A 23858-nucleotide genomic window follows, 5' to 3' on the forward strand; every position below is an offset into this window, starting at 1 on the left:
AGCCAGACCCGCGGGGGCCTCAGGACCTCGCGGGACGCGCGGCGGCGATGGCGGCGAACGCGGTGACGTCGAGCTGCTCGCCGCGGGTGCGCGGGTCGATCCCGGCCGCGACGAGGGCCTCCTCGGCGAGGGCCGGTGAGCCGGCCCAGGTCGCCAGGGCCGCCCGGAGCGTCTTGCGCCGCTGCGCGAACGCGGCGTCGACACAGGCGAACACGTCCTGGCGCGACGCCGTGGTCACGGGTGGCTCGCGGCGGGTGAGCGCGACGAGCCCGGAGTCGACGTTCGGCACCGGCCAGAACACGCTGCGCGACACCGTCCCGGCGAGGCGGACGTCGGCGTACCACGCGGCCTTGACGCTCGGCACCCCGTACGTCTTCGAGCCCGGTCCGGCGGCGAGCCGCTCGGCGACCTCGAGCTGGACCATGACGAGGATGGTGCGCAGGGTCGGGACGTGCTCGAGGAAGCGCAGCACCACCGGGACCGAGACGTTGTACGGCAGGTTCGCGACGAGGGCGGTGGGCGGAGGGCCGGGCAGCCCGGTCACCTGCATCGCATCGGCCTCGACGACCTCGAACCGGTCGACGAGGTCCGGGGTGTGCTTCGCCACGGTGGCCGGCAGGGCGGCGGCGAGCGCGGGGTCGACCTCGACGGCGACGACCCGCCCGACGACCGGCAGGAGGGCGAGGGTCAGCGACCCCAGGCCCGGCCCGACCTCGACGACGGTGTCGTCCTCCCCCACCCCGGCGACGCGCACGATCCGGCGCACCGTGTTGCCGTCGACGACGAAGTTCTGGCCCCACTGCTTCGTGGGCCGGATGCCGTGCCGTGCCGCGAGCTCGCGGATCTCGGCGGCCCCGAGGAGGGTGTGGTCGCTGGGGTCGGGCACGGCCTCACCCTAGCCGCGCTCCGAGGTCAGGAGCCGACCCGCCCGAGCCGCTCCGCCACCCGCGCTCCCCACGAGAGACCCCGCCCTCCCACGGAAAGGTTTCCGGTGGGACGGCGGGGTCTCTGGGGGACTCCCGAGAGGCGTCAGGGGGTCAGGCCGCGTGGGCGCAGCCCCAGGGCGAGAGCCCGGCCTTCTCGTAGTACCGGTTCGCGACCGTGATCTGCTCGGCGCGCGAGGCGAGGTCGGGGCGCGAGGCGAAGTCGTCGCCGCCGTTGTAGTTCCACGACGAGATCGAGAACTGCAGTCCGCCGTAGTAGCCGTTGCCGGTGTTGATGCTCCAGTTGCCGCTCGACTCGCACTCGGCGATGCGGTCCCACATGTCCGCGCGGGCGAGGTTGATCGCACCGCCCGAGCCACCCGAGCCGCCGGACGACGCCACCTGCTTGGTGCCGACGCGCACGACCGCGGTCGTGGGCCGCGAGACGGTGGTGGAGGACAGGACCTTGGTCTTCGAGCGCTTGCCGTCGACGTAGGTGATCTCGCGGGTCACGGCCTTCTTGCCGGCCTTGCCGGAGGTGACGACGCGGGTCTGGCCGACGTACAGCGAGTCGTCCTTCTTCTTCACCGTGTCGTAGGCGATGGACTCGGTGGTCTTGACCTTCTTGACCGTCACGCGCTTGAGGACGATCTTCATGCCGTCGTCGACCGGCGTCTGCAGCCCGGGGGCCAGGATGTCGCGAGCGCCCTTGGTGAGGTCGAGCTCGGCGAGGACGCCGTCGACCTTCGGCGCGACGGAGGTGACGGTGCGCGTCCGGCCGTCGGCGGTGACCGTGACCCTCTTGGGCATCGTCACCGACATCGCCAGGCCGCCGCGGCCCAGCGGCTGCGAGCGCGAGGCGGACAGGACCGCCCCGTCGGCCCGGATGCCGAGGTCCTTGAGGGCGGCGTCGACGGTCGTCGCGGTGGTCCAGTACTCCCGCGTCACGCCGTCGACGGTGACCGTGAGCTTGCGGCCGTAGCGGACGGAGATGTGGTCCCCGTCGCTCACGGCGCTGCCGACGGCCGGCACCACGACGTCGTGGGCACCCACGGCGATGTCCTGCTTGTCGAGGACGTCACCGACGGTCGAGCCGAAGACGTGGACCGTGGTGGGCCTGCCGTCGACGGAGACCTGCACGGACTTGTCGTAGTGGGCCACACCCACCGAACCGGCGGCCACGGCGAGCGCGGCGACGCCCTGGGCGGCGTGACGAAGAGGTCGAGAGAACAGCACAAGTGCTCCTGGGTCGTGCTCTCCGGGCACCGGCGTCGGACGTCCAGCCGGGGGCGGCCACGAGCCCGGGTCGGGGCGCGTGCGTGTGGGTCGCGAACCGGTCCGGCGGCGCCGGCGGAGCGGTGTTCACACGTGTCGTCCGAGGCGAACCGGCCCCGGCCATCCCGTCAACCGTGCAGGAGCGGGCACCCAAGGTCAAATTTCGGTAACGACGATTCTCAGGTTCGGGTGCCTCATCCGTGCTCATCCGTCATACCAGCCACACGGGTCACGAGATTCGCGTCACAGCGTCGGTGAACGGTCACTCACCAGGGTCCGTAGAGCCGCTCGGCGTTCTCGCTGAGGGCCGCGCACAGGGTGGGGACGGCGACCCCGAGGACGCCGGCCATCGCCCGCACGGTGAGAGGCACGAGCGCCGGGCTGTTCGTCGCCCCGCGCCACGGGTGCGGGGTGAGGTAGGGGGCATCGGTCTCGACGAGGAGCAGCTCGAGGGGGGTCGAGGCGAGCGCGTCGCGCAGGGCCTTGGCGTTCTTGAAGGTCACCGTCCCGCTGAAGGACAGGTGGTAGCCGCGGTCGACGCACTCCCGGGCCATCTCGGGGCCCCCGGAGAAGCAGTGCATGACCGTGTGCTCGGGCGCGCCCTCCTCGGCGAGGACCCGCAGGACGTCGTCGTGGCTGTCGCGGTCGTGGATCTGGAGGGTCTTGCCGAGCCGCTTCGCGAGGTCGATGTGCCACCGGAACGAGTCCTGCTGGGCGGGGACGCCCTCGGGGCCGGTGCGGTAGTAGTCGAGCCCGGTCTCGCCGACCACCCGCACGCGCGGGTGGGCGGCATGGCGCTCGATCTCGGCCCAGGCGTCCTCGAGCTCGCCGCGCTGCGCCAGGCCCGGCACCTCGTTGGGGTGCAGGGCCACCCCGGCGACGACCGCGCGGTGGCGCTCGGCCGCCTCGACGGCGAACCGGGCCCCGGGCAGGTCGCACCCCACCTGGACGACGCGGTCGACCCCGACCGCCGCGGCCTGCGCGAGGATCGGCCCGAGGTCGTCGACGCGAATGACCTCGTCGTCGCGGCTGATGTCGAGGTGGGTGTGGTTGTCGACGACCGCGATCGGCAACGGGTCGGGGGGCTCCGGCTCGCCCCGTCGGCTCGGCTGCGACGACATCGGGTCAGCGGTCCGCGGCTCGGGCCAGCTCGTCGTCGACGACGGACTCGTCGAGCTTGGTGAACACCGGAGCGGGCTTGCTGATGGGCGTCCCCACGACGACAGGCCGCGACTCCCACCGGGGGGTGCCAGCGTAGTCGCCGGTGATGACCGGCCAGGTGTGGCCCTCGTCGGCGGCGTCGAGCCCCGTGACGGTCTCGAGCCGGGGCATCGGCATGAACTCGCCGCTGCCCCCGAGCACGGCGTCGACCCGGTTCGCCGCGTGCGGCAGGAACGGGGCGAGCATCGTGTTGAGGTCGCTGACGCACTGGACGAGCGTGTGGAGCACGGTCGCGAGGCGCTCTCGCTCGTCGTCGCCCTTGAGCTTGAACGGCTCGGTGCGCGAGACGTAGCCGTTGACCTCCCCGACGACGCGCATGGCCTCGGCGATCGCGGCCTTCTGGCGGTGTCGCTCGAGCAGGCCACCGACCGAGGCGAAGCCGCCGAGGACGGCCGCGCGGACCTCCTCGTCGACCGGCTGGAGGGGCCCGGGCCGCGGGACCTCGCCGAAGTTCTTCGCGACCATCGCCGCCGTGCGCGAGACGAGGTTGCCCCAGCCCGCGACGAGCTCGGAGTTGTTGCGCTGGACGAACTCGCGCCAGGTGAAGTTGCTGTCCTGGCTCTCGGGGCCGGCCGCGCAGATGAAGTAGCGGATGCCGTCGGGGCCGTACCGGTCGAGGACGTCGCGCACGAGGATGGTGTAGCCGCGGGAGGTGGAGAACTGCTTGCCCTCCATCGTCAGGTACTCGCTGGAGACGACCTCGGTGGGCAGGTTCAGCTCACCGTAGACACCGGGCTCCCCTCCGCGAGAACCCTTTCCGGCGTAGCCGAGGAGCTCGGCCGGCCAGATCTGGCTGTGGAAGGTGATGTTGTCCTTGCCCATGAAGTAGTACGAGAGCGCCTCGGGGTCGTTCCACCACTCGCGCCAGCGCTCGGGCACACCGATGCGGCGGGCCCACTCGACGGACGCCGAGAGGTAGCCGACGACGGCGTCGAACCACACGTAGAGGCGCTTCGTGGGGTTGTCGCGCCAGCCGTCGAGGGGCACCGGGATGCCCCAGTCGATGTCCCGGGTCATCGCGCGCGGGCGGATGTCCTCGAGGATGTTGAGGCTGAACTTGATGACGTTGGGTCGCCACGTCCCCGACTCGGCCCGCCCCTCCAGCCACCCGCGCAGCGCCTCGGCGAGCGCCGGCAGGTCGAGGAGGAAGTGCTGGGTCTCGACGAAGGTCGGGGTCTCGCCGTTGATCCGGCTGCGCGGGTCGATGAGGTCGGTGGGGTCGAGCTGGTTGCCGCAGTTGTCGCACTGGTCGCCGCGGGCCTCGCCGTACCCGCAGATCGGGCAGGTGCCCTCGATGTAGCGGTCGGGGAGGGTGCGCCCGGTGGAGGGCGAGATGGCGCCCTGGGTCGTCTGCTCGACCATGTAGCCGTTGCGCCACACCTGGGTGAAGAGCTCCTGGGCGACGGCGTAGTGGTTCGCGGTCGTCGTGCGCGTGTAGAGGTCGTAGGAGCACCCGAGGTCGGTGAGCTCCGCGGCGATGACGGCGTGGTTGGTGTCGACGAACTCGCGCGGCGTCACCCCCGCCTGGTCGGCGAGGACGAGGATCGGCGTCCCGTGCTCGTCGGACCCGCTGACCATGAGGACGTCGTGCCCCGCCATCCGCATGTACCGGCTGAAGACGTCGGAGGGCACGCCGAACCCGGCGACGTGGCCGAGGTGGCGTGGGCCGTTGGCGTACGGCCAGGCGACGGCGGAGAGGACCTTCATGTCCCGAATCCTAGGTGGCGGCGCCGCCCCGGCCTGCGCCGCCGTGGCGCGGACGACGACCACCTCGCGGAACCGCGCGGGAGCGCCTGTCGTCGCAGGCCCGGGACTACGCTCGGCACCGTCGGGTGTTGCTCCCGGCGACACGGCCGCACCGGCGGTCGTGGGCACGACAGGAGGGACCACCGTGCTCGCTGCCCTCACGGGGATGGGGCTGTCGGCGGCTGCCGGCCTCAACGCCTACATCCCGTTCCTCGTCGTGGCGCTCGGCGCCCGCTTCACCGACTACCTCGTGCTCCCGACGGGGTACGAGTGGATCGAGAGCAACTGGGCGATCGGCATCGGGGCCGTCCTCCTCCTCGCCGAGGTCGTCCTCGACAAGGTGCCGGCCGTCGACACCGTCAACGACGCGATCCAGACCTTCATCCGGCCGAGCATGGGCGGTCTGATCTTCGCGGCCTCGACGGCCGCCTCCGAGCTCGACAACTCCAGCTGGATGCGGGAGAACCCTTGGGTCGGTGTCGTCCTCGGCGTCGTCATCTCGGGGCTCGTCCACACGGGCAAGATGGCGGCCCGCCCGGTGGTCAACGTCGGCACGGCCGGGATGGGCGCCCCCGTCGTCTCCACGGTCGAGGACGGCGCCTCCATCGGCCTGTCGCTCATCGCGGTCCTGGCGCCGGTGTTCGTCGTCGTCGCCCTCGCGCTCCTCGCGTGGCTCCTCATCTGGATGTGGGTCCGGGTCCGTCGCTGGCGCCGGTCGCGGCGAGACCCCGCCTACCAGCCCGGCTGACGCGGGCGCCTCACTCGTTCGTGACGACCTGGTCGGCGGTCGGCTGGCGGGTGCGCTGCGCGCGGTCCCAGTCGGTGAAGCTGAGGTCGGAGGGGGCGCTCTTCGGCCCGACCGCCCGCAGCAGGGCGGCGCTCCCGTCGGCCGCGACCCACAGGCGCGCCCCCGCCTTCCCCGTGAGCAGCCACGCGTCGGTGCCGCGCAGGCTCGTGCGCTCGGCGGCCGACCGGTCGGACTCGAGGGACGCGAACTCGGCGAGCCCGAACTTCTCGGTGAGGATGCTGCGCAGGGTGAACGACCCGAGCTCGGTGGCGTCGGACTCGCTGATCTCGACGTACTTGCCGACCATGTCGGCCCCGGCCTTCGGGTCGCCGGTCTGCTCGACCCAGAACGCCTCGTCGCCACCGAGCCAGTAGCGGCCGCTGACGGTGCGCACCTCGGGGGTGCCGCCGGCGGGGGTGGTGATGAAGACCGTCTGGTTCGAGCCGTTCGCGACGCCCTCGACGTCGATCCGCAGCCGGCGGCCGTCGCGGGTCTGGGTGCCCGTGGCGTGGCCGGACCCCGCGGACAGCGCGGACGTGCGCACGTCGCGGTACACCTCGGCGACCGTGGGCCCGTCCGCCGGTGGCGGCGTCGCCGTGGGCGACGCCGACGGCGTGGCCGACCCCGAGGGGGTCGGCGTGGTGACGGTGGGCGTCGGCGAGGCCTGGGTGGCCGACGCGGGCGGGGTCACCGACGGGGGCACCTCGTCGTCGCTGCACCCGGCGGTGAGCAGCGCGGCGCAGACCGCGAGCACCCCCAGGGCGCGGCGGTGCGGGGTCCTCGACATCGCTGGGCTCCTCCCGTCCACCCGCAGATCGTAGGTCGGTCGGATCGGCCCGGCCCGCAGGAGGGGTCGGCTCCGCGCGCCCCGGCGGGCTCAGCCCCCGTCGTGCAGCCCGCGGACGAGGAGCGGGACCGCGGCCCGCACGAACGGCTCGCGCGCCTCGGCCGGCATCCGGGTGGCGGTCGACAGGACCCCCTCGATGGCCGCGATCGCGACGCTCGCGAGGAGCGCCGGGTCGGCGTGCCCGCCGTCCTCGACGAGGCGCAGGACGACGGCGTCGAGGCCGCGCCGCCAGTCGGCGAACACCTCCATGAGCTCGGGACGCCGGGCCGCCTCGAGCGAGAGCTCGGCCTGGGTGCGGCAGACCTCGGGCCGCTCGAGCCAGCGCAGGAGCAGGGCGGTGACGTCGGCCGCGACGGCGTCGGGGTCGTCGCGGTGGCCGGCGGCCCCGCTCGTCATGACGTCGACGTCGTGGGCGAGCATCCCGGCGACGTGCTCGGCGAGGGCCACGAGCAGGGCGCTGCGCGAGCGCAGGTACGCCGAGCAGGTCCCCTCGGGAAGGCCCGCCCGTGCGTCGACGGCCCGGTGGGTCAGGCCCCGCAGCCCCGCCTCGGCGACGACGTCGACGGCCGCCTCGAGCAGCTCGGCTCGCCGACCGACGCGGACGCTGGCGGGAGGGGTCACCGCGCCATTGTGTCGCGCGGCGTCCCCAGCCGGGCCCAAGCGCGCCCCAAGCGCGGGGTGGGGAGATGGGTCCCACCGACCCGGGGCTCCGCCCCGCCACCGAAGGAGATCCCCGTGCCCACGACCTCACCCCCCGACACCACCGCGACCCGTCCCGCCGGACCGCGTGCCCGGCGCCGCCGCGCCGCTCCCGACCGCAGGCCGCTCGCCGGCGTCCTCGGCGTCACCGCCGTCTCGCTCGCCGGCTCGGTCCTCGCCCTGCGGACCGGGCTCGACGACAGCTGGTGGGAGGCGGTCGGGCCCACCGGACGCCTGTCGGTGCCCCTGCCGATGAACGCGGCCCTCCTCGTCCTCGCCGTCGTCGCCGGTTCGACCCGTCGGCGCCCCGCGGTCGTGGCGGGTGCCCTGCTGGCCCTGGCCGTGACGGTGGCCGTCGTCTCCGGGGCCTTCGACGGGGGGTACGCGGCGGCGCTCGGCCCGACCCAGCGGCTCGCCCAGGTGGTCCTCGTCCTCGGGCTCCTCGGGGTCGCCGGGATCGGGGTGGCCCGCGTCGTGGGGCTGCGCCGGGCGCAGGGCTGGGCCGACGGCCGCCCCGACGGTGCGGGAACACCGTGACGACGCCTACGGTTCTACAGGTGTAGAGTGTTCTACATCCGTAGAAGAAAGGATCCCGCCATGGGCCCCATCACCGGACTCGCGACCATCGCGAGCACGCTCCTCGTCGTCCTCGTCGTCAGCGGCCTCGCGGTCGTCGGCCTCACCCTCGCGGTCGTCGTCCCCGCGCTGCGCCGCGAGCGCACCGCCCGCCTCGCCCGCCGGGTGAGCGTCCACCGCTGGTACCTCCACCCCGCGACGGCGCACTGAGCCGACCAGCTGCGGTGGGCCCTGGTCTGCCGCGGTCGGCGGTCTCCGCTGCTCCTCCCAGCCCGCGCCCAGCCGACGTGCGGCGGACGCCCGGGCGGAGCCACCTACGCTGTCGCCATGCGGCGGCAGCACCTCGGTGAGACCTGGCTCGTCCTCGGCGTCTCGCTCGGGGCGTCGGCGGTCTGGTCCCTGCTGCGGATCGTGGACCGGCTGACCCGCCCGGAGGCCCTCGGCAGCCAGACCTCGGCGATGAACAGCTCGGTCACCCCCGACCGCCCCTGGCTCGACCTCACCTACCAGCTCGTCGGCATCGCCCTCGCGCTCGTCCCCGTCCTCCTCGCCCTGCACCTCCTGCGGCGCGACGACCCGGCCGAGCCCCGCACCATGGGCTTCGACCTCAGCCGCCCGGTCCGCGACCTCCTCCACGGCGCCGGGCTGGCCGCCCTCGTCGGCCTGCCGGGGCTCGGCCTCTACGCCGCGGCGAAGGCGCTCGACCTCAACACCACCGTCGCCGCCGCGAACCTCGCCGCCGCGTGGTGGGCCGTGCCCGTCCTCGTCCTCGCCGCCGCGCAGAACGCGGTCCTCGAGGAGGTCGTCATGGTCGGCTACCTCTTCCGGCGGTGGGGCGAGGCGGGGTGGGGGACGTGGCGCGTCATCCTCACCAGTGCCCTCGTCCGCGGGACGTACCACCTGTACCAGGGGTTCGGCGGCTTCCTCGGCAACCTCGTCATGGGCGCCGTCTTCGGCTGGGTCTACACGCGCACCCGCCGCGTCATGCCGCTCGTCGTCGCGCACACCGTGCTCGACGTCGTCGCCTTCGTCGGCTACGCGCTGCTCAAGGACCACCTGTCCTGGCTGTGAGCGCCCGCCCGCTCCGGTGACCCACGGCGTGCGACGATCGGGACATGCGCACCCCCGAGGCCCGGCGACGCACCCTCACCGTCCTCGTCGTCATGGTCGTGCTGACCGCGGCCGCGTGGGCGCTGGTGCTCGTCGAGGTCGTCGACGGCAGCGGGCTGACCGCCCTGCGGGCGGTCGCCTGGCTGCTCACCGCGCTCACCGGTGGCGCCGCCCTCGGCCTGCGCGACGCCGGCCGCGCCCACGACGAGGGCATGCGGACGCCGCAGCGGCAGCGGCCCACACCGCCGCAGCAGCGACCGACCGGTCCCCCGGACGACGCCGCCCCCTGACCCGGGGCCCCGACCTCAGCGGGAGGCGCGCAGCGCGCTGCGCAGGTCCTTGTTGAGGGTGGAGATGACGTCCTGCGGGATGCCCTTGGGGCAGGCCTGCGAGCAGGCGCCGACGTTGGTGCAGCCGCCGAAGCCCTCGTGGTCGTGCTGGTCGACCATCGAGACGACGCGCGCCATCCGCTCGGGCTGGCCCTGGGGCAGCTCGGAGAGGTGGGTGACCTTGGCGCCCATGAAGAGCATGGCGCTGGCGTTGGGGCAGGCGGCGACGCAGGCCCCGCACCCGATGCACTCGGCGGCGGCGAAGGCCCGGTCGGCGTTCGGCTTCGGCACCGGCACCGCGTGGGCGTCGGGGGCCGAACCGGTGTTGACCGAGATGTAGCCGCCGGCCTGGATGATCCGGTCGAAGGAGCCGCGGTCGACGACGAGGTCCTTGATGACCGGGAAGGCGTTGGCCCGCCACGGCTCGATGGTGATGACCTCGCCGTCGCTGAAGCTGCGCATGTGCAGCTGGCAGGTCGTCGTCTTCTCGGGACCGTGGGCCTCGCCGGAGATCATGAGGCCGCACATGCCGCAGATGCCCTCGCGGCAGTCGGAGTCGAACGCGATCGGCTCCTCGCCCTTGGCGTTGAGCTGTTCGTTGAGGACGTCGAGCATCTCGAGGAAGCTCATGTCGGGGCTGATGTCCTTGACCTTGTAGGTCAGGAGCTCGCCCTTGTGACGGGGTCCGGCTTGGCGCCAGATCTTCAGGGTGAGGTTCATGCGCGTCCTCGCGAGATGTCGAAGGGGTGGAGCGGGCGGCGGCGGGGCGTCATCACTTGTAGCTCCGCTGCTTGACCTCGATCGCCTCGTAGACGAGGTCCTCCTTGTGCAGCACCGGCGTCGACATCACGCCGTCGCCGTCACCACCGGCGAACTCCCACGCGGCGACGTAGAGGAACTCGTCGTCGTCGCGCAGCGCCTCGCCGTCCTCGGTCTGCGACTCGGCACGGAAGTGGCCGCCGCACGACTCGCGCCGGTGGAGGGCGTCGATGCACATCAGCTCGCCCAGCTCGAGGAAGTCGGCGACGCGGCCGGCCTTCTCGAGGCTCTGGTTGAGGGTGTCGGCCGCGCCGAGGACGCGCACGTTGCGCCAGAACTCGTCGCGCAGGCCACGGATGAGGTCGATCGCCTTGAGCAGGCCCTCCTCCGAGCGCTCCATGCCGCAGTACTCCCACATGACGTTGCCGAGCTCCTTGTGGAAGGAGTCGACGCTGCGCTCGCCGTTGATGGCGAGGAGGCGGCGGGTGCGCTCCTCGACCGCGGTGCGGGCCGCGACGACCTCGGGGGTGTCCTCCGGCAGCTGCTCGAACGGGCCCTTGGCGAGGTAGTCGCGGATCGTGTTCGGCAGGACGAAGTAGCCGTCGGCCAGGCCCTGCATCAGCGCCGAGGCGCCGAGCCGGTTGGCCCCGTGGTCGGAGAAGTTGGCCTCGCCGGTGACGAACAGCCCGGGGATGCTCGACTGGAGGTCGTAGTCGACCCAGAGGCCGCCCATGACGTAGTGGACCGCCGGGTAGATGCGCATCGGGACCTCGTAGGGGTTCTCCCCCGTGATCCGCGCGTACATGTCGAAGAGGTTGCCGTACTTGGCCTCGACGGCCGCGCGGCCCAGGCGGGCGATCGCGTCGGTGAAGTCGAGGTAGACGCCGCGCCGGAAGTCGCCGACCATCGGGCCGACGCCGCGGCCCTCGTCGCAGACGTTCTTCGCCTGGCGCGAGGCGATGTCGCGGGGCACGAGGTTGCCGAAGCTCGGGTAGATCCGCTCGAGGTAGTAGTCGCGGTCGTCCTCGGCGATCTCGCGCGGGTCCTTGGTGCAGTCCTCGCGGTTCTTCGGCACCCAGATCCGGCCGTCGTTGCGCAGCGACTCCGACATCAGGGTCAGCTTGCTCTGGTGCTCGCCGGACACGGGGATGCACGTCGGGTGGATCTGCGTGTAGCAGGGGTTGGCCATGTAGGCGCCCTTGCGGTGCGCCCGCCAGCTCGCGGTGACGTTGGACCCCATCGCGTTGGTCGACAGGTAGAAGACGTTGCCGTACCCGCCGGAGGCGAGGACGACCGCGTCGGCGAGGTGGGTCTCGATCTCGCCGGTGACGAGGTCGCGGGCGATGATGCCGCGCGCGCGGCCCTCGACGACGACGAGCTCGAGCATCTCGTGGCGGGTGAACTGCTCGACCGTCTTCGCGGCGACCTGCCGCTCGAGCGCCTGGTAGGCGCCGATGAGGAGCTGCTGGCCGGTCTGGCCGCGGGCGTAGAAGGTGCGCGAGACCTGGACGCCGCCGAAGGAGCGGTTGTCGAGCAGGCCGCCGTACTCGCGGGCGAACGGGACGCCCTGCGCGACGCACTGGTCGATGATGTTCGCGCTGACCTCGGCGAGGCGGTAGACGTTGGTCTCGCGTGCGCGGTAGTCGCCGCCCTTGACCGTGTCGTAGAAGAGGCGGTGGACCGAGTCGCCGTCCTCCTTGTAGTTCTTCGCCGCGTTGATGCCGCCCTGGGCCGCGATGGAGTGGGCCCGTCGCGGGGTGTCCTGGAAGCAGAACGACTTGACGTTGTAGCCGGCCTCGCCGAGCGTCGCCGCGGCCGAGGCCCCGGCGAGCCCCGTGCCGACGATGATGACGTCGAGCTTGCGGCGGTTGGCCGGGTTGACGAGCGAGGCGTCGAACTTGCGCTGGGTCCACTTGCCCGCGATGGGGCCGGCGGGGGCCCGGGTGTCGGCGATCGCCTCGCCCTCGGTGTAGAGGCCGTGGACGATGCCGGCGTTCTCGGTCTTTCCGAACATGGGTCAGTGCCTCACTTGATCAGGCCGAAGAGGATGGCGAGCGGCGGGAGGAGGAAGCCTCCGGCGACGACGAGGGCCGTGGCGTTGCCGATGAGCCTGGCGCGGCGGTAGGCCTTCTGGGTCCCGGTCCAGCCGAGCGTCTGCTGGGCGCTGAAGACCCCGTGCGCGAGGTGCAGCGCGAGGGCGAGCATCGCCAGGACGTAGAGGAGCGTCATCCACGGGACCTGGAAGCTCGCGACGACGAGGCGGTACGGGTTGTTCTCGACGTCGGGACCGTTGGCGCCCGCGTTCGGCGAGATCTTCAGGATCGTGAAGTGCAGGAGGTGCCACGCGACGAAGAGGAGGAGGAAGACCCCGCCCCAGCGCATCCACGCGGTGCGCAGGGCGGTGCGCCCCGCGGCGTACTTCGAGCGGCGCGCGTTCCCGGCGCGGGCCCAGAGCGAGAACGCGGCGTACGCGTGACCGACGAGGCTGAGCAGCAGCACGATCCGCACCGCCCAGAGCAGGCCGCCGTACGGGAGCATCGGCTCACCGAAGGTCCGCAGGTGCTCGGCGTAGGTGTTGAACGCCTCCTCGCCCGCGAGCGCCTTGAGGTTGCCGTACATGTGGAGCAGGACGTACCCGACGAACACCAGCCCGGTCCCCGCCATGAGGATCTTGAGCGCGATGGTGGTGCGGCGGGCCGTCGCGGGACGCGGAGGTGCTGACGTAGTGGCCACGCGGTCAGGGTAGTCGGGGGCCGGGGTCGCGGCGAGGCTGGGGCGCGCTCGCGCACTGTGAGATTGGCCCGGTTACCTGCGGGTACCGGTGCGCGCCACCGCCGCTGTCTAAGGTGCTGCCGGGACGAGCGGGCTCACCGGGGGGAAGTCGGCGCGGCCCGGGACGCCGTTGACGTCCTGCGTGTTCATGGCGAACTGCAGCACCCCGAACGCCAGGGCGTCGGCGTTGACGTCGAGGGCCTCGTCGTTGGAGTTGTCGACGTCGTCGCACGCCTGCTCGTGGCAGGGGTCGTAGGGGATGCCCGCCGTCCCGCCCCAGCGCGCGGCCTCCTCGACGGTCTTGATGCCGTCGTCGCCGGTGGTGAGACCGCCGGTGGGGATGCCCACGGCCATGAACGCGCCCTGGTCGGAGCGACCGGTGAGGTCGGTTCCCTTCCACGGGATCCCGCGCAGGGAGTAGAACGCCTCGAGGGTCTTCTCGACGCGCGCCGAGCCCTCGGGCCCGGGGCCGGCGCCGGTGGCGTCGGAGTCGTCGCCGTCGTGGACGAAGAAGACGTGGTTGGGCGAGCCGATGACGTCGGCGTCGAGGTAGAGCGCGATCCGGTCGCGCTCGGCCTGCGTCAGCCCGCGGACGTAGTGGGCCGACCCGGCGAGGCCGGCCTCCTCGGCGCCCCACCACGCGAACCGCACCCGGTTGTCGGGCTCGACGCGCGCCATCTGCACGGCGACCTCGAGCAGCGCCGCCGCACCGGAGCCGTTGTCGTTGATGCCCGGCCCGGCGTTGACCGAGTCGAGGTGCGCGCCCGCCATCACGACGTTGTCGGGGTCGCCCCCGCGGGTCTCGGCGATGACGTTGGCCGTCGTGACCGGCCCGCTGAGGGTGGCCGTGCGGACGTGGAGGACGAGGCCGGGGGTCGCGGCGAGCTGGCGGCCGAGGTCCTGGGTGACCGCGACGACGGGGAGGTCGAGCCCGGCGTCGGCACCGAGGGTCGCGTTGAGGGCACCCGGCTCGCTGTTGGAGACGACGACCGCCGACGCCCCGGCCGCGGCCGCGAGGGTGGCCTTGGCGGCGAAGGTGCACGACCCGCGGGGGACGAGGGCGACCGTGCCCGGCACGAGGCCGGCGTAGTCGGCGGCCTCGCACCCGGGGGTGGTGTCGGCCGGCCCCCCGGGCAGGACGCTGACCGGCGCGGTGACGTCACCGCTGCCCGAGTACCCGAGGACGCTCGTCGGCAGGGCCGCCGGGTCGGGGCCGACCCGCTCGAGGAGGGTCGGTCGGGTCGTGACGAAGGTGTCGAGGGTCAGCTCCTGCACCGTGGGGGTGTAGCCCGCGGCCCGCAGGGTGTCGACGACGTGGTCGACCGAGGCGGTGGCGCCCGGCGTGCCCGAGACCCTCGTGCCGCCGTGGGCGGAGGCGATGGCCTGGAGCGCGGCCTGGTGGGCCCGCACGCCCTCGAGGGTGACGCACTCCTCGAGCAGGGCGTGGGTGTCGTTGACGCGGGCGGCGCAGGCCTCGTCGGTGGCCGCGAGGGCGGACGGGGCGGCGGACAGCGCGACGGCACCGACGGCGACGACGACGCCGATCCGGTGCGCACTGCGGGCCATGGGTGTCCTCCGGGTGGGGTCCGAGCCGGTCTGGGTGCCCTGACGGTAAGCCCTCGCCCCGACAGGTGGGAACCCTGTGACGGGGACCAACGCGTGGGACGCGGTCAGGGTGCCGCCGGTGGCGCGGGTGAGGTGGGGGTCGAGGGCGCCGCTGGGGTCGTGGGGGTCGAGGGGGGCGTGGGGGTCGAGGGGGGCGCGGGCGCGCGGGCGGCGACGACCGCGTCGTAGAGGGCCTTGCGCGACAGGCCGGTCTCGGCGGCGACCTCGGCGCACACGGCCTTGAGCCGCTCCCCGGCGGCGACGCGGGCCCGGATGCCGTCGAGCCGGCTGTCGAGGTCGGCGACGACGGCGGTGGCGCCGGCGACGACGACGGTGATCTCCCCGCGCACCCCCTCGGCCGCCCACCGGGCGAGCTCGTCGAGCGGACCGCGCCGGACCTCCTCGTACGTCTTGGTCAGCTCGCGGCACACCGCGGCGGGGCGGTCGGGCCCGAAGGCCTCGGCCATCGCCGTGAGGCAGCGCTCGAGGCGGTGCGGGGCCTCGAAGAAGACCATCGTCCGTGGCTCCCGGGCGAGGGCGGTCAGGGTGCTCGCGCGCTCACCGCCCTTGCGGGGGAGGAAGCCCTCGAAGCAGAAGCGGTCGACGGGAAGGCCGGAGACGGCGAGCGCCATGAGCACGGCGGAGGGGCCCGGGACGCCGGTGACCCGGATCCCGGCGTCGACGGCGGCGGTCACGAGGCGGTAGCCGGGGTCGGACACCGACGGCATCCCGGCGTCGGTCACGACGAGGACGCGCTCCCCCAGCCGCAGCCGCTCGACGAGGTCGGGGGTGCGCGCGGCCTCGTTGTGCTCGTGGAAGGAGAGCACCCGTCCGGTGGGCTCGACGCCGAGGTCGCCGCACAGGCGGCGCAGCCGACGGGTGTCCTCGGCCGCGACGACGTCGGCGGTCCGCAGCTCGTCGGCGAGGCGTGGGGCGGCGTCGCGCGGGTCCCCGATCGGGGTCGCCGCCAGGACGAGGACACCGTCGGTCATGGGGGGATCCTCGCACGCGGGGCGTCCGGAGGGCTCACCTAGGCTGACCCGGTGACCCGGACCGACGAGCTGCGATCGCGCCTGCTCGGGTACCGGCCCACCGACCGGCTGTGGGGCTGGCTCGGGCCCGGGCTCATCGCGCTCGTCGGGGGGCTGCTGCGGTTCTGGACCCTCGACCGACCGCACGCGCTCGTCTTCGACGAGACCTACTACGTCAAGCAGGCGTACTCGCTGCTCCACCACGGCGTCGAGATGCGCGTCCTGTCGTCGCTGAAGAAGCCCGACGAGGCGTTCGTCGGCGGGCAGCAGGACATCTTCTCCACCGTCGACGGCGACTTCGTCGTCCACCCGCCCGTGGGCAAGTGGGTCATCGCGGCCGGCCAGTGGCTGCTCGGCTCGGACTCCGGCTGGGGCTGGCGGTTCTCCGTCGCCCTGCTCGGCACGCTGTCGATCCTCGTCGTGGGCCGGGTGGCCCGGCGGATGCTCGGCTCGACGGCGCTGGGCTGCGTCGCCGCCTTCCTCCTCGCCTTCGAGGGCTCGCACTTCGTCATGTCGCGCACGGGGATCCTCGACGTCATCGTCATGTTCTTCGCGCTCTGCGGGTTCGCGGCGCTGCTCCTCGACCGGGACCGCAGCCGGGAGGTCCTCGCCGAGAAGGTCGGGGCGCTCCCGCGCGGCACCTGGCCCGAGGGCATGGGACCGTGGCTCGGCTGGCGCCCGTGGCGCTGGGTGGCCGGCATCTCGCTCGGGCTCTGCACGGGCACCAAGTGGTCGGGTCTGTTCTTCCTCGCCGTGTTCGGGCTGCTGACGATCTGGTGGGACATGGGGGCCCGCCGGGCCGCCGGGGTGCGGCGCTGGGCGGCCGGGGCCGTGCTCAGGGACGGGCCGCTCGCCGCCGTCGCCATGGTGGGGACCGCCGTGGTCACCTACACGCTCTCGTGGTCGGGGTGGTTCCTCACGAGCTGGGGCTACCACCGGCGGTGGGACACCTTCAACCCCGGTGAGGGCGTGCAGTGGCTCCCGCCGGTGCTGCGCAACTGGGTCAGGTACCACCAGGACGCGTACGCGTTCAACACCACCCTGCAGACCCCGCACCCCTACCAGTCGAACCCCTGGTCGTGGCTGGTCCAGACCCGCCCCACGTCCTTCTACTACGAGGACCCGAAGCTCGGGATCGACGGGTGCGCCGTCGACGCCTGCTCCTCGGCGATCAACCCGATCGGGACGATCTCGGTCTGGTGGGTCGGGATCGTCGCCCTGCTCGTCGTCCTCTGGTGGTGGGTCGTGCGGCGCGACTGGCGGGCCGGGGCGGTCGTCGCCGGGGTCGCCGCAGGCTACCTGCCGTGGTTCGTCTACCAGGACCGCACGATCTACACCTTCTACGCCGTCGCCTTCGAGCCGTGGGTCGTCATCGCCATCGCCTTCGCGATCGGCCTGTTCGTGGGGCGGCGCCCCGACGACCCGGACCGGTGGCGCACCCGCTGGCTCGTCGTCGGCGGGTACCTCCTGCTGACCCTCGCGCTGTTCACCTTCTTCCACCCGGTCTACGTCGCCGACACCATCCCCTACGAGCAGTGGCGGTGGCGGATGTGGTTCCCCAGCTGGATCTGACCCGGGGCCGGGCGACCCCCACCCCGGGGGCGGGGGTCGGCGATCTGCACGAAACCTCCACAGTTCCGCCCCACGCCTCCCACCGGCGCCGCCCTAGCGTGACGGCATGACCTCCTCGACCGCCTCGCGGACCGCCGCCTCCTCGTACCGGTACGCCCTCCTCCTCGCGATGGCCACGGCCCTGTTCCTCGTCCTCGGCGCGGGAGCGCTCGGCGTCATCGGCGACGGACGGGCCGACCGCTGGTACCTCGTCGTCATCGGCGTCCTCGCGATCGGAAGCGTCGTCGCCCGGTTCCGGGCTCGCGCGATGGCGGTCGTCCTCCTCGCCACGGCGGTGGCGCAGGTCCTCGTGCCGGTCGGCGTCCTCGCGGCGGGGACGTCGGCGACGGGGTCGGTCTCGGTCCTCGACGTCGCCGGGCTCACGGCGATGTACGCAGGCCTGTTCGCGCTGTCGTCGTGGCTGTTCCACCGGGCCGGCCGGGCCCGCCCGGCCCTCGCGCGGCGCTCCCCCGCCTGAGGACGTCCGCCCGGTCGAGGGTCGGCGGCACGGGCACGCGGGACGGTCGACCGTCCGGGCCGGTGTCGGTGGGCAGGGTTAGGTTCGGGGCATGTTCCTCCTCGGCGACGACCAGCGGCTCGTCATCAGCGCGAGCGACCTGCGCACCGCGTCGGTGTGCGAGTTCGCGCTGGTGCGCGACCTCGACGTCATCCTGGGCCGGGCCACCCCCGCCGCGTCCAGCGCCGACGCGATGGCCGAGCGCGTCATCGCCCTCGGCAACGAGCACGAGCAGGCCGAGCTGCGCCGGCTCGTCGGCGCGCACCGCGGTCGCGTCGTCCAGTTCGAGCGGCCCACGTACACCCGTGCGGGCCTCGAGCACGCCCACGCGCAGACCCTCGAGGCGCTGAGCTCCGAAGCCGAGGTCGTCTACCAGGCCACCTTCTTCGACGGCGGCTTCGTCGGCCACGCCGACTTCCTCGAGCACACGCCGCAGGGCTGGCTCGTCAGCGACACCAAGCTGGCCCGTCGCGAGTCCGTCCCGGCCCTGCTGCAGATCGCGGCCTACGCCGCCATGCTGCGCGCGTCCGGGGTGCCGGCGGCCCCCGTCGCGCGGCTCGTCGTCGGCAGCGGCGACGTCCGCGACTTCGAGCTGCACGACATCCTCCCCGTCTACCGCGCGCGCCGCGAGCGGCTCGACGCCCTCCTCGCCGAGCACCACGCCGACACCGGTCCCGCCCGCTGGGGTGACCCTCGCTGGCTCGCCTGCGGCCGGTGCGAGGTGTGCGAGCCCGAGGTCGAGGCCGCCCGCGACCTCCTCCTCGTCGCCGGCGTCCGCGCCCCCACCCGCCGTCGCCTGCACGAGGCGGGCGTCACCACCATCGACGAGCTCGCCGTGCGCACCGACCCGGTCCCCGACGTCCGGGCGGCCACCCTCGAGCGGCTGCGCCACCAGGCCCGGCTCCAGCTCGAGCAGGAGCGCGACCCCGGCGGCGGGGTGCGCTTCGAGGTCACCGACTCCGACCCGCTGCGCCGGATGCCCACCCCCTCCCCCGGCGACGTCTTCTTCGACTTCGAGGGTGACCCGCTCTGGTCCGAGCCCGGCTCGAGCACGTGGGGGCTCGAGTACCTGTTCGGCTGCCTCACCGTCGATGCCGTCACGGACGTCGATGCCGCGGGGGCCGGTTCCGGCGGCGAGGAGTTCACCCCCTTCTGGGCCCACGACCGCGCCGCCGAACGGCAGGCGCTCATCGACTTCGTCGGCTGGCTCTCCGACCGGCGCCGCCGCTGGCCCGACCTGCACGTCTACCACTACGCGGCCTACGAGACGGCGGCCCTGCTCCGCCTCGCCGCGCGGCACGGCGTCTGCGAGGACGAGGTCGACCAGCTCCTGCGCGACGGCGTCTTCGTCGACCTCTACGCCGTCGTGCGCGCCGCCATCCGGGTCTCCCAGCGCTCCTACTCGATCAAGAAGCTCGAGCCGCTGTACATGGAGGCGCGCGAGGCCGCGGTCACCAACGCCGCCGACTCGATCGTCGTCTACCACCAGGTCATCGCCGCGGGCATCGCCGAGCGGGCCGACGAGCGGCAGCGCCTCCTCGACGAGATCCGCGACTACAACCTCGACGACTGCATCTCGACCTGGCGGCTGCGCGACTGGCTGCTCGCCCGGGTCACCGAGCACGGCGCCACCGACCTCATGACCCCGGGCGCCACCGAGGTCGCCGAGGCCCAGGCCCCGAGCGACCAGCGCCTCGCCCTCATGCGCCTCGAGACGCTGCTGCGCAGCCGCCTCGAGGGCATCCGGCCCCACGAGCGCTCCCCCGAGCAGCAGGCCGTCGCGCTCGTCGCGTCGTCGGTGCTCTTCCACGTCCGCGAGGACAAGCCGGTGTGGCAGGCCCACTTCGAGCGGCTGCGCACCCCGGTGCGCGACTGGCGCGCCGCCGACGGCGTCTTCCTCGTCGAGGGCGGCGCGGTCGTCGAGCCGTGGAGCCTCCCGCCCCGGGCCCGCTCCGCCCGGCGGACCCTCCGGCTCGACGGCGAGCCGATGCGCAGCATCCCGCTCGGGCCCGGCTCCGAGGTCAGCGCCGTCTACGCCGACCCGGCACCCCAGGGCGTCGTCACCCTCCCCGGGCACTGCAACGCCCGCTCCACCGCCACGGTGCGGGTCCTCGACGCCGTCGACACCGTCGCCCCCAACGGGCGCCTGCACCAGGCCCTCCTCGTCGAGGAGCTGACGCCGAAGGGCGGCGGCGAGCACACCGCGCTCCCGGTGGCGCTCGTCCCGTCGAAGGTGCTGAGCACCCGCCCCATCGACGACGCCCTCGCCGAGGTGGCCGAGTCCGTCGTCGACGCCGGCGACGAGCTCCCGCGCACCGCGGGCATCGACCTCCTCGTGCGGCGCCCCCCGCGCCAGCGCGGCGGCGCACCGCTGCCCGTCGTCGACGACGGCCCCACGCGCCACGTCGACGCCATCACCTCCGCGCTGCTCGACAGCGACTCCTCGTACCTCGCCGTGCAGGGCCCTCCCGGGACGGGGAAGACCTACGTCGCGTCCCACGTCATCGCCCGCCTCGTCCTCGACCACGGCTGGAGGGTCGGGGTCACCTCACAGGGCCACAAGGCCATCGAGAACGTCCTGCGCGCCGTCATCGCGGCCGGCGTCCCCCGCGAGCAGGTCGGCAAGGCGAGCCGCGAGCCCGCGACCGCCACGTGGACCTCGCTCGAGCGGGCCGACGAGCTCGCCGGCTTCATCGCGCCGCTCGAGCGCGCCGGGCTCGGCTTCGTCGTGGGTGGGACCGCGTGGGACCTCACGAGCACCAAGCGCATCGAGCGGGGCCGGCTCGACCTCGTCGTCGTCGACGAGGCGGGTCAGTTCTCCCTCGCGAAGACGCTCGCCTGCTCGGTGGCCGGCAGCCGTCTGCTCCTCCTCGGCGACCCCCAGCAGCTCCCGCAGGTCTCCCAGGGCACCCACCCCGACCCCGTCGACGCCTCGGCGCTCGGATGGCTCATCGGCGACGAGCCCGTGCTCCCGGCGTCCCTCGGCTACTTCCTCGAGACGACGTGGCGGATGCACCCGGCACTCACCGAGCCCGTCTCGCGGTTGTCCTACGCGGGGCAGCTCCGGTCCCACGAGCCGGTGACGAGCCGGCGGCGCCTCGACGGCGTCGAGCCCGGGCTGCACGTGCGCCTCGTCGACCACCACGACAACAGCACCTGGTCCCCCGAGGAGGCCGACGCGGTCCGCGACCTCGTCCACGACCTCCTCGGCCGCACCTGGCACGACCTCTCCGAGCGAGATGCGACCGGCGCCGAGGTCGGCCCGCGCCCGCTCGGTCCCGCCGACGTCCTCGTCATCACGCCCTACAACGGGCAGGTCGGACGGATCCGGCGCACCCTCGACGACGCGGGTCTCACCGACGTCGCCGTCGGCACCGTCGACAAGTTCCAGGGGCAGGAGGCGCCGGTCGCGATCCTGTCGATGGCGGCGTCCTCGCACTCCGACGTCTCGCGCGGGATGGGCTTCCTCCTCGACCGGCACCGGCTCAACGTCGCGGTCTCCCGCGGGAAGCACTCGGCGTTCGTCGTCCGCTCGCACGTGCTCACCGACTTCGCACCCCGGACTCCCACCGAGCTCGTCGCCCTCGGCGCCTTCCTCGGGCTGTGCGCCACCGCCGTGACCACCGCGGAGCTCGACGTCACCGCCCCGCTCGTCCCCGCGCCCGCCTGACCCCGACGCCGCCACCCGCCTGCCCTCCCCGGTCCCTCGCCCTCCGTCCGACGCGCTCCCCCTCGTCCCATCCGACACGATTGCCCCATCCGCCTGCGGTTTCGGGCCAACCCTGAGACGATTCCCGCGTCCTTCGACAACGCAGGGGATTCCGTCCGACGGGGATGGTGTGGCGATGTCGTCAGCATCACGAGCAACCGTGGTGATCCTCGGCGCCCTCTGGTGCGCCTATCCCCTGCTGCCCGCCGGTGGCCCGCGCGACGTCGTCTACGACACGTTCGCCGTCGTGTGCATCGCCGTCGGCCTCCTCTCCGCGCGCCGCCTGCCGATGCCGGTGCGGCGCGGGTGGGTGCTCGTCCTCCTCGGCTTCGGTGGGTGGGTCCTCGGCGACGTCGTCTTCTCGGTCGAGCAGTACGTCGTCCACTACGACGCCTACCCGGCACCGAGCGACGCCTTCTACCTCGCGGCGTACGTCGTCATCGCCGTCGGCCTGCTGCGCCTCGTCCGCGGCCGGCAGAACCGCTCCGACCCCACCCCGCTCCTCGACGCCGCCATCGTGGCGGTCGGCTTCGGGATCGTCGTGGGGACCTTCCTCATCGCCCCCATCGCCACCGACTCGACCCTCTCGGTGGCCGGCCGGCTCGCCGCGTCGGGCTACCCCGTCGCCGACGTGCTGCTCATGGGCGTCGTGGTCCGGCTGTGGACCACCGTCGGCGCCCGGACGCCCGCGCTGCGCTGGCTGCTCCTCGCCGTCCTCGCCACCCTGGCCGCCGACCTCGTCTGGTCGGTGATCGCGCTGCGCGACCCGGGCGCCGAGACCGCCGGGTGGCTCGACATGCTCTGGCTGCTCGGGTACCTGGGCGTCGCGACGGCGGCGAGCACGGGGTCGGCCTCGCACCTCGGGTCCGAGGGCGTCCAGCGCGAGAGCGCCGCGTCCCCGCAGCGGCGGATGCTCCTCCTCGGCTGCGGGCTCGTCCTCCCGGGGCTCACCCTCCTGCTCGACGGGGTGCTCGACGGCGTCATCGCCTGGCGGCTCGCGGCCATCGGGTCGGTCGTGCTCTCGATCCTCGTCCTCGTCCGGCTGGGACTGCTCGTGCGCACCGTCGAGGTCCAGGCCGTCCAGCTGGCCGCGCTCGCCCGCAGCGACGGGCTCACCGGGGCGCCGAACCGTCGGACGTGGGACCACGAGCTCGGCCGCGCCTTCCAGCAGGCCGAGGACACCGGCGGGCCCCTGTCGGTCGCCCTCATCGACCTCGACCACTTCAAGCGGTACAACGACGAGCACGGCCACCAGGCCGGCGACCTGCTCCTGCGCGAGGCCGTCGCCGCCTGGTCCGACCTGCTGCTCCCGGGTGAGCTGCTCGCCCGGTACGGCGGCGAGGAGTTCGGCCTCCTCCTGCCGGGGTCCGACGTCGACCAGGCCGTCGACCGGCTCCAGGTGATGCAGGACCTCATGCCCCGTGGTCAGCGGTTCTCGGCCGGGGTCGCCGCCTGGGTGCCCGGGACCGAGCCCGGCGCCGTCGTCGAGCTGGCCGACCGCGCCCTCTACGACGCCAAGCACGCCGGCCGCGGGTGCTCCCGGATCTCGAACCGCGCTGTTTTCACCCGCACCCTCCCCGTCCACCAGATCGCCCTCCAGCCCGTCGTCGAGATCTCCTCGGGGACCCCGGTGGGCTACGAGGCGCTGAGCCGTTTCGCCGAGGGCGACCCCGAGTCGGTCTTCGCGCAGGCCCACCGCGACGGGCGCGGTCCCGAGCTCGAGGCCGCCGCGATCTCGGCCGCCATCGCGCAGCGACCACGCGGCGCCTACCTGTCGGTGAACGTCAGCGTCGGGGCGCTCGTCAGCGACCAGGTGCAGGAGGTCCTGCCGGCGGACCTGCGCGGCGTCGTCCTCGAGATCACCGAGCAGACCGACACCGACGACTGGGACGAGGTCATGGCCGTCGTCGGGGACTGCCGGGCCCGCGGTGCCCTCGTCGCGATCGACGACTGGGGCCGGGGGTACTCCAACATCGAGCGGATCATGCGGCTGCGCCCCGAGGTCGTCAAGCTCGACCGCAGCCTGCTCGGCGACCTCGAGGACGTGTGCCGACAGGAGTCGCTGCGCACCCTCGTCGGGTGGGCCCGGAGCATGGGGGCACGGGTCTGCGCCGAGGGCGTGGAGACGGCCGAGCAGTGGCGCCTCCTGCGGCACGTGGGCATCGACCTCGGGCAGGGCTACTACTTCGGCCGCCCCACGATCGGCGTCCCGCCCGTGACCGCCCCCGCACCGCTCGCCGAGCCGACCCGCCGCTGACCCAGGCGTCCGGCGGGCCCGTCGACCCGCTGACCCGGCCGTCGCAGCACGACCCCGGCGGACCGGGCGTGTCGCTGGGTCGGC

20 protein-coding genes are annotated in these 23858 nt (G+C 73.5%); 9 read left to right on the forward strand and 11 right to left on the reverse strand.

Annotated features, from left to right (window positions below; genetic code table 11):
- Positions 1 to 19: 19 nt before the first annotated feature.
- The 4 genes from rsmA to metG all read right to left on the reverse strand — a co-directional run bounded on the left by rsmA (position 20) and on the right by metG (position 5126).
- Positions 20 to 886 carry a 16S rRNA (adenine(1518)-N(6)/adenine(1519)-N(6))-dimethyltransferase RsmA gene (rsmA, locus tag ACFWN3_RS06460; RefSeq protein ID WP_377644531.1) on the reverse strand — a complete coding sequence of 289 codons (867 nt, stop codon included), beginning with the start codon at positions 884 to 886 and terminating at the stop codon, positions 20 to 22.
- 151 nt (positions 887 to 1037) lie between these two features.
- The gene (locus ACFWN3_RS06465) at positions 1038 to 2159 is read right to left on the reverse strand and encodes a ubiquitin-like domain-containing protein (protein ID WP_377644533.1); all 1122 of its coding nucleotides are present in this window, start codon (positions 2157 to 2159) and stop codon (positions 1038 to 1040) included.
- 305 nt (positions 2160 to 2464) lie between these two features.
- On the reverse strand, positions 2465 to 3319 hold the full coding sequence (locus ACFWN3_RS06470) for a TatD family hydrolase (protein ID WP_377644534.1): 855 nt from the start codon (positions 3317 to 3319) through the stop codon (positions 2465 to 2467).
- Between the two features lie 4 nt (positions 3320 to 3323).
- Positions 3324 to 5126 carry a methionine--tRNA ligase gene (gene metG / locus ACFWN3_RS06475; RefSeq protein WP_377644536.1) on the reverse strand — a complete coding sequence of 601 codons (1803 nt, stop codon included), beginning with the start codon at positions 5124 to 5126 and terminating at the stop codon, positions 3324 to 3326.
- A 184-nt stretch (positions 5127 to 5310) separates the two neighbouring features.
- Between metG and ACFWN3_RS06480 the strand changes: the two genes are divergently transcribed.
- Positions 5311 to 5913, forward strand: coding sequence for a DUF4126 domain-containing protein (locus ACFWN3_RS06480; RefSeq protein ID WP_377644538.1), 603 nt, complete (start codon positions 5311 to 5313; stop codon positions 5911 to 5913).
- Positions 5914 to 5923: 10 nt separating this feature from the next.
- Here ACFWN3_RS06480 and ACFWN3_RS06485 read toward each other — a convergent pair whose 3' ends face one another.
- Both ACFWN3_RS06485 and ACFWN3_RS06490 read right to left on the reverse strand, forming a co-directional pair.
- Positions 5924 to 6739: a hypothetical protein gene (locus tag ACFWN3_RS06485; RefSeq protein WP_377644539.1), complete on the reverse strand. Its 816-nt coding sequence runs from the start codon at positions 6737 to 6739 to the stop codon at positions 5924 to 5926.
- Between the two features lie 90 nt (positions 6740 to 6829).
- A complete protein-coding gene (locus tag ACFWN3_RS06490) occupies positions 6830 to 7420 on the reverse strand; it encodes a TetR/AcrR family transcriptional regulator (protein ID WP_377644541.1) in 591 nt (196 codons plus the stop codon).
- A 114-nt stretch (positions 7421 to 7534) separates the two neighbouring features.
- Here ACFWN3_RS06490 and ACFWN3_RS06495 point away from each other — a divergent pair, with 114 nt between their 5' ends.
- From ACFWN3_RS06495 to ACFWN3_RS06510, 4 genes are all read left to right on the forward strand, one after another.
- On the forward strand, positions 7535 to 8035 hold the full coding sequence (locus ACFWN3_RS06495) for a hypothetical protein (RefSeq protein ID WP_377644543.1): 501 nt from the start codon (positions 7535 to 7537) through the stop codon (positions 8033 to 8035).
- Between the two features lie 60 nt (positions 8036 to 8095).
- Positions 8096 to 8284 carry a hypothetical protein gene (locus tag ACFWN3_RS06500; RefSeq protein WP_377644545.1) on the forward strand — a complete coding sequence of 63 codons (189 nt, stop codon included), beginning with the start codon at positions 8096 to 8098 and terminating at the stop codon, positions 8282 to 8284.
- A 117-nt stretch (positions 8285 to 8401) separates the two neighbouring features.
- The gene (locus ACFWN3_RS06505) at positions 8402 to 9145 is read left to right on the forward strand and encodes a CPBP family intramembrane glutamic endopeptidase (protein ID WP_377644547.1); all 744 of its coding nucleotides are present in this window, start codon (positions 8402 to 8404) and stop codon (positions 9143 to 9145) included.
- Between the two features lie 44 nt (positions 9146 to 9189).
- Positions 9190 to 9474: a hypothetical protein gene (locus ACFWN3_RS06510; RefSeq protein ID WP_377644549.1), complete on the forward strand. Its 285-nt coding sequence runs from the start codon at positions 9190 to 9192 to the stop codon at positions 9472 to 9474.
- Between the two features lie 15 nt (positions 9475 to 9489).
- Here ACFWN3_RS06510 and ACFWN3_RS06515 read toward each other — a convergent pair whose 3' ends face one another.
- From ACFWN3_RS06515 to rsmI, 5 genes are all read right to left on the reverse strand, one after another.
- Positions 9490 to 10233: a succinate dehydrogenase/fumarate reductase iron-sulfur subunit gene (locus tag ACFWN3_RS06515; protein WP_377644551.1), complete on the reverse strand. Its 744-nt coding sequence runs from the start codon at positions 10231 to 10233 to the stop codon at positions 9490 to 9492.
- Positions 10234 to 10285: 52 nt separating this feature from the next.
- Entirely contained in the window at positions 10286 to 12286 is a 2001-nt protein-coding gene (locus ACFWN3_RS06520; RefSeq protein WP_377644553.1) for a fumarate reductase/succinate dehydrogenase flavoprotein subunit, read from the reverse strand.
- Positions 12287 to 12297: 11 nt separating this feature from the next.
- On the reverse strand, positions 12298 to 13005 hold the full coding sequence (locus ACFWN3_RS06525; RefSeq protein WP_377644555.1) for a succinate dehydrogenase cytochrome b subunit: 708 nt from the start codon (positions 13003 to 13005) through the stop codon (positions 12298 to 12300).
- A 108-nt stretch (positions 13006 to 13113) separates the two neighbouring features.
- Positions 13114 to 14610, reverse strand: coding sequence for a M28 family peptidase (locus ACFWN3_RS06530; RefSeq protein WP_377644557.1), 1497 nt, complete (start codon positions 14608 to 14610; stop codon positions 13114 to 13116).
- 104 nt (positions 14611 to 14714) lie between these two features.
- On the reverse strand, positions 14715 to 15641 hold the full coding sequence (gene rsmI / locus ACFWN3_RS06535; protein WP_377644558.1) for a 16S rRNA (cytidine(1402)-2'-O)-methyltransferase: 927 nt from the start codon (positions 15639 to 15641) through the stop codon (positions 14715 to 14717).
- A 51-nt stretch (positions 15642 to 15692) separates the two neighbouring features.
- Here rsmI and ACFWN3_RS06540 point away from each other — a divergent pair, with 51 nt between their 5' ends.
- The 4 genes from ACFWN3_RS06540 to ACFWN3_RS06555 all read left to right on the forward strand — a co-directional run bounded on the left by ACFWN3_RS06540 (position 15693) and on the right by ACFWN3_RS06555 (position 23774).
- Entirely contained in the window at positions 15693 to 17252 is a 1560-nt protein-coding gene (locus ACFWN3_RS06540) for a dolichyl-phosphate-mannose--protein mannosyltransferase (protein ID WP_377644560.1), read from the forward strand.
- Between the two features lie 106 nt (positions 17253 to 17358).
- Positions 17359 to 17769 carry a hypothetical protein gene (locus ACFWN3_RS06545; RefSeq protein ID WP_377644561.1) on the forward strand — a complete coding sequence of 137 codons (411 nt, stop codon included), beginning with the start codon at positions 17359 to 17361 and terminating at the stop codon, positions 17767 to 17769.
- 91 nt (positions 17770 to 17860) lie between these two features.
- The gene (locus ACFWN3_RS06550) at positions 17861 to 21478 is read left to right on the forward strand and encodes a TM0106 family RecB-like putative nuclease (protein WP_377644562.1); all 3618 of its coding nucleotides are present in this window, start codon (positions 17861 to 17863) and stop codon (positions 21476 to 21478) included.
- A 175-nt stretch (positions 21479 to 21653) separates the two neighbouring features.
- Complete coding sequence (locus ACFWN3_RS06555) at positions 21654 to 23774, forward strand: EAL domain-containing protein (protein WP_377644564.1); 2121 nt, start codon at positions 21654 to 21656, stop codon at positions 23772 to 23774.
- Positions 23775 to 23858 lie beyond the last annotated feature (84 nt).

The sequence above is a fragment of the Oryzobacter terrae genome, from assembly GCF_042756445.1.
Taxonomy (GTDB): Bacteria; Actinomycetota; Actinomycetes; order Actinomycetales; family Dermatophilaceae; genus Oryzobacter; species Oryzobacter terrae.